Origin of the sequence: Vagococcus lutrae, from assembly GCF_003987555.1 — a bacterium.
Taxonomy (GTDB): Bacteria; Bacillota; Bacilli; order Lactobacillales; family Vagococcaceae; genus Vagococcus_A; species Vagococcus_A lutrae.
On sequence record NZ_NGJW01000003.1, the window covers coordinates 61,302 to 75,381 of the forward strand.

Consider the following 14,080-nt stretch of genomic DNA (forward strand, 5'->3'; position numbering starts at 1 on the left):
TGAACGAGGGTGAAACAAGCTGAAAAATCGCGTTATCGCGAAGCAGGATTAGCAAAAATGAATCACTTGACGCCATCGCTACGTCAAAAAAGTGATGAGGCATTGTTAAAACAAGTCGAAAAATTAACTAGTTTTCAATCCGCATCGGTTATTTTTATTTACGTCGGTCAGAACTTTGAAATAAATACGCGTATTTGGATTGATAGGTGGCTGATGGCTGGAAAGAGAATTGCTGTGCCGAGAGTTGTGGGGAATGGAGTAATGGATGCTGTAGAAATTACATCATTAAAACAGTTATCCGTGAAAAAGATGGGGATTTTAGAGCCTGATGAAACGCATGACGCTCTTCCTTTAAAAGAAATAGATTTAGTCATAGTTCCTAACGTAGTCGCTGACCGATACGGTTATCGTATTGGATTTGGGGGTGGGTATTACGATCGTTTTCTTAAAAAAGAGATGTTCAAAACAGTCATGCCAGTTCGAAAGAGTCTATTAGTGGAACAAGTCCCTCGTGAGAAACATGATATCATCATCGATACAGTGGTAACAGAAGATGAAATAATCTTATGTAAGGAGAATGGGTTTGAAAGATAATATTATTCAGGGAAAAGAGATAGCAACTCCTATTTATGAAAAAATAGAGAGAGAGGTGCCAGTTCTTACGAAAAAACCTCACGTGGCAATCATGCGTGTCGGAGAGGATTCAAGTCAATTAGCATATGAACGTTCAGCTGTACGGCTATTTGAGCGTTCCCACATTACCGTGACTTGTCATGCATTTGCTGCCAATGTCACACAAGAAAAGTGGGATAAAGCTTTTGATGTTATAAATGATAGTGAAGATGTGACGGGAATTTTGGTGTTAAAACCACTTCCAGCTTCTTTATCCGATGAACATATAAAACATCATATTCACCCATTAAAAGATATTGATTGTATCGGATTGGAAAATATAGGTAATGTCTATCTTGGACAACACGAAACTTTTGGACCATGTACTGCAGAAGCTTGTTTGCTAATTCTTGATGAGATAAAAGAAGAGTGTGCTGGTAAGCGAGTCACGATTGTCGGTTTTGGTGAAGTCGTAGGACGACCTCTTGCCCATTACCTAACAAGAAGAGGAGCAACAGTAACGGTTTGCCATACGCGTACCAAAGATTTAGTTTCAGAAACGAAATGGGCGGACATTGTGATTGCAGCCGCTGGTCAAGCTGGCTTGATAACATCTGATCACATAAAAGAAGGTGCGATTGTTATTGATGTAGGGATTAATGTGGATGAGAATGGTCGTTTAGTTGGCGATGTCAATTTTAAGGACGTCCAACCAAAATGCAAAGCAATTACACCAGTTCCTGGCGGCGTAGGAACAGTTACTAACGCTATATTAGTAGCACATGCTGTCGAAGCTGCAAAAAAGCAAAGCTAAAAAAACACGGTAGAATCTAAATTCTACCGTGTTTTTTGAATGCCGACTGCAGGAATCGAACCTGTGACCTACGCGTTACGAGTGCGTTGCTCTACCTACTGAGCTAAGTCGGCATATTTCTATTTTACTCCTAAAATTTTATTTGTAAAGAGCAAAAAAGATAGAAAAATAAATTTTCTATCTTTTAGCTGTTAAAACATCCATGTAAGAAAATTAAGTAAGAAAAATAAGATAAATAGGGTAGCACTTACTTTAATATGCGTACCTTTAGTCATGACGAGATAGCCGATATACTCGCGAATGAACGCAGTTGGAAGATAAAACCATCTCGTTTTCGCGCCGACCCCTTGTGCATTGATTCCTTGGTATGCCGCCAGTTTTCCTGCACGTAACAGGTGATAATTATTTGTTGCAATGACGATTTTATTTGATTTAAAGCTATCAATACCGTCAGCTTTTTGTGCTACTTTTTCAGATAGCGCAATATTTTGTTGAGTATTTGTGGACTCATTTTCAATTAAAACCCGTGTGATATCTGGGTGATGTGTGTGAATATAAGCTGCCATCGCTTCTCCTTCTGAAATTAACTCATCAGGGCCTTGTCCACCGGAAACAATAATCGTAGGTTGTTGTTTTTTCTCTTCTAAACGATGATAAAGTTTGATGCCTGCTTCTATACGAGATGCAAGGAGTGGTGTCACTTTATCTTTATTTAATCCTGCCCCTAAAATAATGATATAATCGATTTTTCCACGAATTGGAACTTTATTGTATAGAAAAGCTGTAAGAGTAAACATGATAAAAATTCCCATAAAGTATAGAGCAAGCGTATTAACATAGCTAAACAGCGCGAGCAACCAGTGGTTTTTCAAATAGCGAGGCGCTAAGAAAAATAAAATTTGTAAACACAGAAGTCCTGTTGCTACAATGAGCGGTAAAAAGTTCGCAAGTGAAGGTCGCTCATACTTTAATAGAATTCTTTCATTCCAAAACAAGGCAATAATCATGGCATAAATACCAAAAAGTAACACAAGTAGTAGTAGAATACCTAGTGGTACAGCAAGAATAAAGGCAAGAGTCGTATTAACTTGTTCTAGAAATAAAATTAGTGCAATGCCACCAGATGTTAAAATGATAGTGAAATAAAACCCCGTCCAAAGACTGGTTGGCTTTTTTAATAAATAATAAGCAAAACCAATGCCCGGTAGAACAATTGTTAAGAAAATAAGCCAAAGAGTGACAGTGTTGTCCATAAAAAACCTCCTCGTTTAGTATCAAATATTAGTGTAGCAAACTTCTGCATTAGACGCTACTTTAAAAAAGAGTCGTCGTGTGTAAAAAGACGAGCGAAGACAACTTGACTTTAACGAGGCTAAAACCTATACTTAAAGTAATTATTTAAAGAGAAAATTATCACATATTAGGGGTTAGCACATGTTGGAAATCTTTTGATTTTTAACGTGAATGGGTGAGTATGCCACATCTGAGTTACGTTATCGAGCGGGTTTGTAATAATAATTAGCGCTCAAAAGTTTGTGATTATCATGACACGCTTACTTTGGTCTTACCAAGTAGGCGTTTTTTATATGAAAAGGAGTCGAGAGATAGTGATTAATGGGGAAACACGATTGGCAGGGATTATTGCAAAGCCAATTAAACACAGTTTATCACCGTTTATTCATAATACATCGTTTCAATTACTGAATGTGAACGGCGTCTATGTATCGCTTGAAACAGAAGCTGATAATTTAAGAGAAGCACTAAGTATGATTAAAATTTGGGAGATGTACGGTGTCAACATTTCAATGCCTTATAAAAGAGCGGTGATTCCTTATTTAGATAGTTTGTCAGAAGAAGCTGAGTTAACTCAAGCGGTTAATACTGTAGTTTTAAGTGATGGAAAATTGATCGGTCATAATACGGATGGCATAGGGTTTGTTTCTTTTTTAGAAGCAGAATCGATTGATTATCACAGGAAAGAAGTAGTGATATTGGGAGCCGGTGGGGCAGCGCAAGCGATTGTGACACAACTTGCGTTACAAAAAGTCTGTGCGATTCATGTGTTTAAACGGAATAATGAAACATTTGCCACTACGGTTGCTCAAATGAAACAACTTAGTCAGCACCTGGGAGTTGCTATTTCTGTCTATGACTTTGATGATATAAATGCTTTAAATTATCTATTAGAAAAAAATGTGATATTAGTAAATACCACCAATGTTGGAATGGGAGCACAGGCGACTTCGTCTCCACTTTCCCCTCAAGCGAAGTTACGAGCGGAGCATACGGTCATTGATATTATTTATTACCCGCTTGTGACGCCATTAATGAGACAAGCGCGCAATATGGGGTGTCAAACATTCAATGGTTTAGGGATGCTCGTTCATCAAGCGGCAGTTTCTTTTGAACTATGGACGGGAAAATCAATGCCTGTTAATGAAATATATAAGAGGTTGTTAGTAACCTTGTCAGGAGAAGAAGAAAATGATAATTAAATTACCTATCGATGTAACAGAAGATGACTTATTACGCTACGAAAGATATTTACGTCAGCATGAGATACCGTTTGTTTTTGATAAAGCTAGTCAACCTATACAGCTTGTCGTTCATTTATTAGAGCATCAACTAGATGCTTTCAAGCAAGAAGTTCCGTTTGATTGTGTGGAGAAAATCAAAGGGCCAGGTTTGCTGACGAGTCGCGAAGGACATCCTAATGATACGATTATCCAAACGAAACATCATATGATAGGTGGTACGAATTTAACGATTATGGCGGGTCCTTGCGCGGTAGAAAGTCGTGAGCAAATCTTTGAAGCAGCGAAAATTGCAAAAAAAGGTGGGGCTCACGTATTGCGTGGCGGTGCTTTTAAACCTCGTACCTCTCCATATACATTTCAAGGATTGGGCGAGCAAGGTTTAATTTGGATGCGAGAAGCTGCTGATTATTATGAGTTGGCTATGATTACTGAAGTTATGGATGAAAAAAATCTTCAACTAGTCGAGCATTATACAGATATTTTACAAATTGGTGCTAGAAACATGCAAAACTATCGGTTATTAGAAGCTGTTGGACGCAGTAGTAAGCCAGTTGCGTTAAAAAGGGGAATGGCAAGTACGATTGAAGAGTGGCTAAATGCCGGAGAATATATAGTGAGTCGAGGTAATCATCAATTGTTATTTGTGGAACGGGGTATTCGAACCTTCGAGCCATGGACACGTAATACCTTTGATATTAATGCTGTAGCGATGATGAAACAATTAACGCATTTTCCAATTATTGCCGATCCGAGTCACGGTGTCGGTAAATCAGAGTATGTAACAAGTGTCGCTAAAGCAAGTGTAGTAGCAGGAGCTCATGGGGTAATCGTCGAGGTTCATCCAGAACCAGAAAAGGCACTGTCAGACGGTCGTCAATCACTAGATGAGAAAGCCTATCTCAATATGTCACATCAAATTAAACAGCTTCATGAACTGAATCAAACGTTAGAAATGTAAAGGAGAATTCTAATGAAAATAGACATTACATTGCCTCATCATTCTTATACGATTGTTTTTAAACAATATGCGCTAGATTCATTTGCAGATTGGGTTCATGAAAACTGGCCGTTATCTAAAAAAATTGGCATTGTCAGTGACAGTGAAGTCAGTCGATATTATCTGGAACCTATAATGACGGCATTAACTGCTAAAGGGTACACGTGTAGATCATTTGTTTTTCCTTCAGGTGAAGAGAGTAAAAGTCCTGAGAATGCGCTAAATCTTTTGACATTTCTAGCGTCCGAATCTTTTTCAAAACATGACGGGCTTATCGCACTCGGCGGAGGTGTGGTAGGTGATTTGACTGGTTTTGTTGCGTCTATTTATATGAGAGGCATTGACTGGCTACAAGTGCCAACTACATTACTCGCTCAAGTTGATAGTAGTGTAGGAGGCAAGACAGCCATTAATTTACCTTCTGCTAAAAATATTGTGGGCTCTTTTTATCAACCAAATGGGGTATGGATAGATACCATGTTTCTTGAAACCCTTCCACAACGTCAACTTGCAAGCGGTATGGCAGAAGTTATAAAAATAGCAGCACTTATGGATGTATCTTTGTGGAGAGAGTTAGAAAAGTCATGTCTTGATACCGCGACAGGCACTGACTTTACCCATTGGATTTATCGTAGCTGTCAATTGAAGGCACAAATAGTTGAGCAGGATGAAAAAGACACTGGCATTAGGCATTTGTTGAACTTTGGTCATACATTTGGTCATGCTTTAGAACAAGTGACACATTATGAAAAGTACTTTCATGGTGAAGCCGTTGCGATAGGTATGATGCTGATTTTATCGTTACAAACTTCCTCAGAACAAACCAGAGTATTAGAAACACGCATGCGTCAAGTCTTACAACAGTTCCATTTACCAGTTACTTTACCGGATGAGATAGATTCTGTCGCTTTGTGGCAAGCGCTTAAGCTAGATAAGAAGCGTCATGGTCAGGAAATTAAATGGGTCGCTTTAGAAACGATTGGTAACGGGCAAATTTTGACAGATACGCTGACTGATTTTCATAGTAAGTTTATTAAATCGATAGGAGAGAACTAATATGCGTTTTTTAACCGCTGGGGAATCACACGGGCAAGCCTTGACGACTATCATTGAAGGAATGCCTGCTGGAATGGCGATAGATGTAGAAGCAATCAATCACGAATTATGGCGACGACAGCAAGGTTATGGTCGTGGCAATCGAATGAAGATAGAATCTGATCGGGTCAATGTATTATCAGGAGTGCGTCATGGTTATACGCTTGGCTCGCCTATAACGTTGCAATTGCTGAATAAAGACTATGATAATTGGCAATCAGTTATGGGGATTGAGCCTGTATCCGATATGAAAAAAAAGAAACGTCGTGTTACTAAACCTCGTCCAGGACATGCTGATTTAGCTGGTGGTATGAAGTATCAGCATGCTGATTTACGAAATGTTCTCGAACGTTCTTCTGCTCGTGAGACAGCCATGCGTGTCGCAGTGGGTGCTATTGCTAAGCAGTTTCTATCGCAGGTGAATATTGAAGTGTTAAGCCATGTTGTAGCCATAGGGCCGGTTATGGCTACATATCCCAAAGACTTAGGAATTAGTGACATAAAAAAAGCCCAGATGTCACCAGTTTTTTGTGTAGATGAACAAGCGTCAACCGAAATGATGCATGTTATTGATGAAGCGAAACAAGCAGGTGATACGTTAGGCGGTAAAATAGAGATAAAAGCTTATGGAGTGCCAGCAGGTATTGGGAGCTATGTACACTGGGATCGTAAACTAGACGGACAGCTTGCAGGTGCGTTAATGAGTATCAATGCATTTAAAGGCGTAGAGTTTGGCGACGGCTTTTTATTAGCGCATCAACCTGGCAGTCAGGTGATGGATGAAATTTATTGGGATGAGGCGAATGGTTTCTATCGTGGAAGTAATCATCTTGGTGGTTTAGAAGGGGGAATGACAAATGGTATGCCTTTAACCATCAAAACGGTCATGAAGCCTATACCAACACTTTATCGTCCTTTAAATAGTGTGGATATTGAAACAAAAGATGCTTATAAAGCAACCGTTGAACGGTCAGATGCGTGTGCCGTACCTGCGGCGAGTGTAGTAGCAGAAGGCGTGGTTGCTACTGTTTTAGCACAAGCAATTTTATCTCAATATAGTAATGATACAATGGCGCAAGTCAAACGAGCGATGGAAGAAGCCAACGTACGTCATCATCATTATTTAAAAAAGGAGTGAGTGAGAGATGACAGATAGTAAATTTTCCAAACGAATAAAAGGAACAATAAGAGTTCCAGGTGATAAGTCTATCTCACATCGCGCGTTGTTATTAGGTGCTATGGCAGAAGGATGTACGGAAATTGAAGGATTGTTAATGGCGGAAGATGTTCAATCTAGTATTCATCTTTGCCGTTCACTAGGAGTTGAGGTGACACAATCAGAAAAAATCACATGGGTGAAAAGTAAAGGGTATAAGAAGTTTCAAACTGTAAAAGCGCCTATTGATGTCGGAAATTCCGGGACTACTATGCGATTAGGGTGGGGAATGTTAGCCGGTCAAGGTGAAGACTATACGTTAACAGGAGATGAGTCGTTAAATAATCGTCCGATGGCTCGTGTGTTAGAACCATTAAGTTCAATGGGAATTGGCTGGAAAAGCTTAGCAAAACAAGGATGTGCGCCTATTACATTAAAAGGCGTCGACACACTTCGACCACTTTTTTATCGCATGCCTATTCCAAGTGCACAAGTGAAATCAGCCTTAATTTTAGCGGCATTACAAGCAGAGGGACTTTCAGTTATCGAGGAGCCAGTAGCGTCGCGTAATCACACGGAAGAAATGTTACCACTATTTGGTGGATGTTTGGAAGTCGCTGATAAACAAATTCGAATCGAAGGGCCCCAGTCATTAAACGGAACGACCCTCAACATTCCAGGAGATTTTTCATCGGCAGCGTTTTTTATTGTCGCTAGTTTAATTTTACCAGGTAGCGAACTTATCTTACGTCAGATTGGATTAAATCCGACTCGTACTGGGTTATTAACAGTGATTGAAAAAATGGGGGGAAAGTATCAGATAGTGGATGAAGAAGTAGGTATGGGCACACTTAAAGTACGCCATACGCGCTTGACTGGTACGATTATCAACGGGGAGTTGATTCCCACATTGATAGATGAAATCCCAATTATTGCTTTAATGGCAACGCAAGCTCATGGGGAAACGATTATTGCGGATGCTAGTGAGTTGAAAGTCAAAGAAACGAATCGGATTGATGCAACGGTGACTATGTTGCAACGTTTAGGAGCTAATATCATCTCTACAGAAGACGGCATGATAGTGAAAGGACCGACTCCACTTCATGGTGGGGTAGTCTCGAGTTGTGGAGATCATCGTATTGGGATGATGCTAGCTATTGCTCAGTTATTAACGTCTGAAACGATAGAAATTGAAGAAAAAGAAGCCATTAATATTTCTTATCCTGATTTTTTAAATGACCTAGATAATGTTACAGAGGTGTTGACATGAGCATTATATTGATAGGCTTTATGGCAGTGGGGAAAAGTACGATTGGTCAAGAGTTAGCAAAAATGTTACAACAACCGTTTATCGATTTAGATGAATGGATAGAAAAACAAGAGAAACAATCAATTAGCACGTTATTTGATGAAAAGGGAGAAGCGTATTTTAGGCAATGTGAGTGCCAAGCTTTAAAACACTGGCAAAATAAACCCGTAGTCATCGCGACAGGCGGGGGAATAGTGACGCATAACGCTTCACGTACTTTGTTAAAAAAACATCAGAATGTTATTGGATTGGAGTTAGAAGAGGCCTATCTAATGAAACGTCTAAATAATAAAGATGTACAAGCCACACGTCCTTTGCTTAAACAACAAACTCCTGCAGATATCTTATCACTTTATCGTCATCGTCTCGCTTACTATTATGAAGTAACGGATAATTGGTTTATTTATAGTAGTGAGCAGCCAGACGTGGTTGCGAAACGAATCATGTTATTTTTGAAAGATAAGACCTTCGTCTGAGTCAATTTTAGCGATTTTAGTGTACAATAAAGAAAATACGCAACAATAAAGGAGTGAGAACATGTCACGTATGTCAAGACATGAAAACAAACCTCATAAAAAGGTAACTGGGCAAAACATGAGTATCGCTCAAACTATTGCTAAATTTCTTTTACTTATTTTAATTCTATCGGCAGCTTTTTTTATGTATGAATATAAAAAAGGAGCACGAACAGCACAACATGATGATAAGATTGAAACCTTACCACCTGTTGCATTTAATGGGGAAAAAAGTCCTAAAGGGGGCTTAAATGTGTTGCTGCTTGGAAGTGACTCTCGCGGAAGTGATTTAGGCAGAGCGGATACCATTGTACTAGCTCGTTACGATCAAAAATCACGTACACCAAAAATGGTATCGTTTATGCGTGATTTATTTGTGGAAATTCCTGGTTATGGGTGGAATAAACTCAATGCAGCGTACGCATATGGTGGTCCTGAATTAGTCAGAGAAACGTTAAAACTTAATTTTGGTGTGACAAGTCAATATTATGTTGTGATGAGTTTTGAATCTTTTCCTAAAATTGTTGATACCTTACTAACCAATGGTTTAGAATTAAATGTTGAAAAAGATATTGAAGTTGACGGAATTGAGTTAAAACAAGGAAATCAACGGTTAACTGGTGAAGAAGCGCTAGCCTATGCTCGTTTTCGTATGGATGAAGAAGGAGATTTTGGTCGTGTGAGAAGACAACAACAAGTCTTAACGGCTATGATGCATCAAGGACTTTCTTTTAAAAATATTGCCCATGTCCCTGAAACAATAGGTATGGCACAAGGATATGCTAGTACCAATCTGAAAGCGAATGTCTATCCGACGATTGTCAAAGATTTTATTTTAAGTAAAAATAAAGCCTTAGAAAAACTATCAGTCCCTGTTGAAGGAAGTTTCTCATTCCAAAATTATGATGACATCGGCAGCGTAGTCGAATTTAACCAAGAACAAAATTTACAAGCATTGGATGACTTTCTGTAAGGATAAGGAATAAACATTTATTTGAAAAAACAAATGTGATATAATTTATCCGAACGTAATGAGTAAAAAAGAGGAGTTTATTATATGAAGACGGCAATAGTTACAGATAGTACCGCATTTCTGTCGGACGAAATAAAGCAACATCCTGATGTCTATGTCGTGCCGATTCCAGTTATTTTAGATGGTAAAATTTATAATGAAGGCATCGATATTGATGCCAACGATTATTATACTTTGCTTAACAATAGCAAGGAATTTCCCACCACGTCGCAACCTTCAATAGGTGAGTATTTAGAAATATTAAATTCTCTCGGAGAAAAAGGATATGACCGAGTGATTTGTATTCATTTATCTTCAGGTATATCAGGTTTTATTAATAATCTGATTTCAATGGCACCGGGAATTGAGACGATTGAAGTGGTACCTTTTGATTCGAAGATAACCAGTATGCCGATGGGACATATGGTAGAAGTCGCGTTAGAGATGAGCCAAACGAATCAACCTATCGACGATATACTAGAGAAGCTTGAGTACATTCGCGAAGGAACGCGTGCATTTTTAATTGTTGATGATTTAAATAACCTTGTTCGAGGCGGACGCTTACGTAATGGAGCGGCATTGATTGGAAGTTTATTAAAAATAAAACCGATTTTAACTTTTGATGATGGTGATATTGTCTTATCTGAAAAGATTCGTTCATCAAAAAAGGCTTTTCATCGAGCAGAAGATATTGTCGCAAAACACATTAAAAAAGGAAAAGGCGACTATCAGTATTACTTGATTCATGCAAATAATGAATCAGTCGCTTTATTAGAAAAAGCTCAATTAGAAGAAAAAATACCCGGTATAGAAGTTGAGATAGGGTATTTTGGGCCGGTTATCGGGACGCATCTAGGGGAAAAAGCGATTGGCTTTGCCTGGGCGCCTAAATAAGAATGCTATTATATTATTTATATTTTAAAAACTAGTCTATTTTTTTAAGGCTAGTTTTTTCTTTTGTTATTTTTTGACGTACGTTATAATAGTTACAGGTGTAACGATGTTACGTTTGTTCGTTTAACATTCGTAATAAATATAGTGAACATGAAAGGAAACGAAATATGAAAAAAACATTTCCAGACGACTTTTTATGGGGAGGCGCGACAGCTGCTAATCAAATGGAAGGAGCATATAGAGAAGGTGGAAAAGGACTGACGATTGCGGATATTTCACCTGGAGGAAAAGAACGATTAGCGTTATTAATGTCAGGTGATTTCCCTCTTGAAATTGACCACTCTCAATACCGCTATCCTAATCATCAAGGAATAGATTTTTATCATCGTTATAAAGAAGATATTGCTTTGTTTGCTGAAATGGGGTTTAAAACGTTCCGCATGTCTATATCGTGGGCAAGAATTTTTCCAAATGGCGATGAACTGGAGCCTAATGAAGCTGGACTAAAATTTTACGATGATGTGATAGAGGAATTGTTAAAAAATGGCATTGAACCAACTATTACGATGTCACATTATGAAACACCTTTACATTTAGTAAAAGAGTATGGAGGCTGGAAAAATCGCCAGCTTATTACTTTCTTTGAACGCTATGCTCGCACGATTTTAACGCGTTATCATAGTAAAGTGAAATATTGGATGACATTTAATGAAATTAATACAGGTGTATTTGGTTCATTTTTTAGTACGGCGATGCGCAACGCCACAATGGAAGAAAACTTCCAAGCGTTGCATCATCAGTTTGTAGCAAGTGCTATGGCAACTAAAATTGCTCATGAATTAAATCCTGAATTAAAAGTGGGATGTATGAGTATTTATGCGACAATGTACGCATATGATTGCCATCCGGATACAGTGATGGAACGTGATATTAAAAATCGTCTATTTAATTATTTCTGTAATGATGTTCAAGTTCGAGGGAGCTATCCAACCTATGCTTTAAAATTCTTTGAAGAGCAAGGTATCACAATCAATATGACGGAAGAAGATTTATCACTTATTGAACAACATCCTGTAGATTATTTATCATTTAGTTACTATATGTCAGCTGTTTATAGTCGAAATCCAGAGTTAGAAAAATCCCATGGAAACTTTTTTGGTGGAACAAAAAATCCGTATTTAAAAGAAAGTGAATGGGGATGGGAAATTGATCCCGTTGGCTTAAGAATAGCGTTAAATGATTTATATCAACGCTATAATGTGCCTCTTTACATCTCTGAAAATGGTTTAGGTGCGGTTGACGTGGTAGATGAAGACGGAAATATTCAAGACGATTATCGTATCGAATATCTAAAGGAACATATCGAGCAAATGTACTTAGCGATTGAAAAAGACGGGGTAGATTTATTTGCCTATACGCCATGGGGCTGTATTGACCTTGTCAGTGCTTCGACGGGAGAAATGTCTAAACGTTATGGATTTATTTATGTTGATTTAGATGATGAAGGAAACGGGACTTTAGATCGACGCAAGAAAAAATCATTTGAATGGTATCAGCGCGTCATTAATGAAAATGGTCTATCTTAGTTTGGAAACCACTAGATGATGTCTGGTGGTTTTTGTTATTAAATAGCAGTTTAGTGTTCTTTCATGGCAAGTAGGTGTATAATATTAGCTACTATCTATTATTGGAGCGATTTGATGAAATTGGATTGGAAAAGAAATTTATATATTGCATGGATTGGTTGTTTTTTCACAGGAGCAAGTTTTAGCCTTGTTATGCCTTTTATACCGGTATATATACGGGAATTGGGAGCACCTAAAGATCGCGCTGATTTTTATGCTGGACTGGCGATAAGTGTCACGGCTTTGGCAGCGGCTATCTTCGCACCAATTTGGGGAAGTTTGGCTGATCGTCGTGGTCGCAAACTGATGATGATTCGAGCAGCAGCAGGTATGACGATTACAATGGGCGCTTTAGCTTTTGTTCAAGATGTGTACACCTTATTAATCATGCGTACGTTTACTGGAGTTTTATCAGGCTATATTCCTAATGCCACGGCGATGATTGCTTCTCAAGTCCCACCGGAAAAAAATGGTTGGGCGTTGGGAACACTTTCCACTGGAGCAGTGGCTGGTAACTTAATCGGTCCTTTAATGGGTGGCTTTTTAGCTCAGACATTTGGTATACGTAATGTTTTCTTAATTACTGGAGGTATTCTACTCATCTCTTTAATTCTTACTATAGTTTATATCAAAGAAGATTTTGTACCAGTCAAAAAAGAAAATGTCACGCCAACTAAAGAACTCTTCAAAAACATGGAGCGACCGTCGTTATTATTTGGTTTGTTTATTACAACGTTTATTTTACAATTAGGAATTACAAGTATCAGTCCGATTTTAACGGTGTTTATCACAGAAATTGGCGGTAATCAACCGAATATTTTATTAATTAGTGGCATGATTGTGTCAGTGGCAGGTGTATCAGCGTTTATTGCATCGCCATTTTTAGGAAAGCTAGGGGACCGTTATGGCAATCATAACGTTTTAATGCTAGGCCTGTTAGCGTTTATGCTATGTATCTTACCCATGTCGCTCGTGCAGACTCCTTTTCAACTCGGCATGTTACGTTTTCTAATGGGCTTTTCGACCGGTGCCTTGATGCCGTCTATTAACTCGATTATCAGTAAAGTGACACCTCGAGAAGGCGTCAGTCGTGTGTTTGCTTATAACCAAGTCTCACAAAATATGGGGCAAGTGATGGGACCACTTGTAGGATCTACAGTTGCTATGGCGTTTAGTTACCGCGCAGTCTTTATTGTAACGGGAATGTTTATTTTATTTAACTTATTAGTTTCCTATGTAAATTTTAGAGGCACGATTGGGAAAAAGAGTTTCTCACGTCTTGAAAGTAAATAATACGACAAAATAAAAAAATCGCTAGATAGCGATTTTTTATTTTGTCGTGGTTTTTTTTGGTTGTGATGTTTCACCTAAAATAAAGACAGCTAGGGCTAAAACGAATGAGCCAATTAAAGCTGCAAATGGAGTGAAATGAGAACCGCCTAGTGCGGCTCCAAGATAAGCAATCATTTGTCCCATAATCAGAGACCAGATAAGTACTGTTACAAATCGCATTT

General features: G+C 38.4%; 14 protein-coding genes and 1 tRNA gene. 12 read left to right on the forward strand and 3 right to left on the reverse strand.

Annotation, left to right across the window (positions count from 1 at the left end):
• Positions 1 to 9 precede the first annotated feature (9 nt).
• On the forward strand, positions 10 to 594 hold the full coding sequence (locus tag CBF33_RS03110; RefSeq protein ID WP_126761511.1) for a 5-formyltetrahydrofolate cyclo-ligase: 585 nt from the start codon (positions 10 to 12) through the stop codon (positions 592 to 594).
• Positions 584 to 1,426: a bifunctional 5,10-methylenetetrahydrofolate dehydrogenase/5,10-methenyltetrahydrofolate cyclohydrolase gene (locus CBF33_RS03115; RefSeq protein WP_170167736.1), complete on the forward strand. Its 843-nt coding sequence runs from the start codon at positions 584 to 586 to the stop codon at positions 1,424 to 1,426. The genes CBF33_RS03110 and CBF33_RS03115 overlap by 11 nt, the downstream gene beginning before the upstream one ends.
• A 40-nt stretch (positions 1,427 to 1,466) precedes the next feature.
• On the opposite strand, the gene CBF33_RS03120 is transcribed toward CBF33_RS03115, so the two are convergent.
• Positions 1,467 to 1,539: transfer RNA gene (locus CBF33_RS03120), tRNA-Thr, on the reverse strand.
• A gap of 78 nt (positions 1,540 to 1,617) precedes the next feature.
• Positions 1,618 to 2,679, reverse strand: coding sequence for a YdcF family protein (locus CBF33_RS03125; RefSeq protein WP_126761515.1), 1,062 nt, complete (start codon positions 2,677 to 2,679; stop codon positions 1,618 to 1,620).
• A gap of 333 nt (positions 2,680 to 3,012) precedes the next feature.
• On the opposite strand from CBF33_RS03125, the gene CBF33_RS03130 reads away from it, so the two are divergent.
• The 10 genes from CBF33_RS03130 (at position 3,013) to CBF33_RS03175 (ending at position 13,859) form a co-directional block, all read left to right on the forward strand.
• Positions 3,013 to 3,921, forward strand: coding sequence for a shikimate dehydrogenase (locus CBF33_RS03130; protein ID WP_170167737.1), 909 nt, complete (start codon positions 3,013 to 3,015; stop codon positions 3,919 to 3,921).
• Positions 3,911 to 4,921: a 3-deoxy-7-phosphoheptulonate synthase gene (gene aroF / locus CBF33_RS03135; protein WP_126761519.1), complete on the forward strand. Its 1,011-nt coding sequence runs from the start codon at positions 3,911 to 3,913 to the stop codon at positions 4,919 to 4,921. The genes CBF33_RS03130 and aroF overlap by 11 nt, the downstream gene beginning before the upstream one ends.
• 12 nt (positions 4,922 to 4,933) lie before the next feature.
• The gene (gene aroB, locus CBF33_RS03140; RefSeq protein WP_126761521.1) at positions 4,934 to 6,016 is read left to right on the forward strand and encodes a 3-dehydroquinate synthase; all 1,083 of its coding nucleotides are present in this window, start codon (positions 4,934 to 4,936) and stop codon (positions 6,014 to 6,016) included.
• Position 6,017: 1 nt separating this feature from the next.
• Positions 6,018 to 7,193, forward strand: a complete 1,176-nt coding sequence (gene aroC / locus CBF33_RS03145; RefSeq protein ID WP_126761524.1) for a chorismate synthase — start codon at positions 6,018 to 6,020, stop codon at positions 7,191 to 7,193.
• A 7-nt stretch (positions 7,194 to 7,200) separates the two neighbouring features.
• Positions 7,201 to 8,481, forward strand: coding sequence for a 3-phosphoshikimate 1-carboxyvinyltransferase (gene aroA / locus CBF33_RS03150; RefSeq protein ID WP_126761526.1), 1,281 nt, complete (start codon positions 7,201 to 7,203; stop codon positions 8,479 to 8,481).
• On the forward strand, positions 8,478 to 8,996 hold the full coding sequence (locus CBF33_RS03155) for a shikimate kinase (RefSeq protein WP_126761528.1): 519 nt from the start codon (positions 8,478 to 8,480) through the stop codon (positions 8,994 to 8,996). Before aroA ends, CBF33_RS03155 begins: the two co-directional genes overlap by 4 nt.
• A 61-nt stretch (positions 8,997 to 9,057) precedes the next feature.
• Positions 9,058 to 10,008: an LCP family protein gene (locus tag CBF33_RS03160; protein ID WP_126761530.1), complete on the forward strand. Its 951-nt coding sequence runs from the start codon at positions 9,058 to 9,060 to the stop codon at positions 10,006 to 10,008.
• An 84-nt stretch (positions 10,009 to 10,092) separates the two neighbouring features.
• Complete coding sequence (locus tag CBF33_RS03165; protein ID WP_126761532.1) at positions 10,093 to 10,941, forward strand: DegV family protein; 849 nt, start codon at positions 10,093 to 10,095, stop codon at positions 10,939 to 10,941.
• 167 nt (positions 10,942 to 11,108) lie between these two features.
• Entirely contained in the window at positions 11,109 to 12,527 is a 1,419-nt protein-coding gene (locus tag CBF33_RS03170) for a glycoside hydrolase family 1 protein (RefSeq protein WP_126761534.1), read from the forward strand.
• A 114-nt stretch (positions 12,528 to 12,641) separates the two neighbouring features.
• The gene (locus tag CBF33_RS03175) at positions 12,642 to 13,859 is read left to right on the forward strand and encodes a multidrug efflux MFS transporter (RefSeq protein WP_126761536.1); all 1,218 of its coding nucleotides are present in this window, start codon (positions 12,642 to 12,644) and stop codon (positions 13,857 to 13,859) included.
• Positions 13,860 to 13,895: 36 nt separating this feature from the next.
• Here CBF33_RS03175 and CBF33_RS03180 read toward each other — a convergent pair whose 3' ends face one another.
• The gene (locus CBF33_RS03180) at positions 13,896 to 14,078 is read right to left on the reverse strand and encodes a DUF2929 family protein (protein WP_126761538.1); all 183 of its coding nucleotides are present in this window, start codon (positions 14,076 to 14,078) and stop codon (positions 13,896 to 13,898) included.
• Between the last annotated feature and the right edge of the window lie 2 nt (positions 14,079 to 14,080).

Coding starts and splice junctions, on each gene's coding strand:
- aroB (WP_126761521.1), top strand. CDS start 4,934: ATGAAAATAGACATTACATTGCCTCATCATTCTTATACGATTGTTTTT.
- CBF33_RS03125 (WP_126761515.1), bottom strand. CDS start 2,679: ATGGACAACACTGTCACTCTTTGGCTTATTTTCTTAACAATTGTTCTA.
- CBF33_RS03155 (WP_126761528.1), top strand. CDS start 8,478: ATGAGCATTATATTGATAGGCTTTATGGCAGTGGGGAAAAGTACGATT.
- CBF33_RS03165 (WP_126761532.1), top strand. CDS start 10,093: ATGAAGACGGCAATAGTTACAGATAGTACCGCATTTCTGTCGGACGAA.
- CBF33_RS03130 (WP_170167737.1), top strand. CDS start 3,013: ATGAAAAGGAGTCGAGAGATAGTGATTAATGGGGAAACACGATTGGCA.
- CBF33_RS03170 (WP_126761534.1), top strand. CDS start 11,109: ATGAAAAAAACATTTCCAGACGACTTTTTATGGGGAGGCGCGACAGCT.
- aroC (WP_126761524.1), top strand. CDS start 6,018: ATGCGTTTTTTAACCGCTGGGGAATCACACGGGCAAGCCTTGACGACT.
- CBF33_RS03160 (WP_126761530.1), top strand. CDS start 9,058: ATGTCACGTATGTCAAGACATGAAAACAAACCTCATAAAAAGGTAACT.
- aroA (WP_126761526.1), top strand. CDS start 7,201: ATGACAGATAGTAAATTTTCCAAACGAATAAAAGGAACAATAAGAGTT.
- CBF33_RS03180 (WP_126761538.1), bottom strand. CDS start 14,078: ATGCGATTTGTAACAGTACTTATCTGGTCTCTGATTATGGGACAAATG.
- aroF (WP_126761519.1), top strand. CDS start 3,911: ATGATAATTAAATTACCTATCGATGTAACAGAAGATGACTTATTACGC.
- CBF33_RS03175 (WP_126761536.1), top strand. CDS start 12,642: ATGAAATTGGATTGGAAAAGAAATTTATATATTGCATGGATTGGTTGT.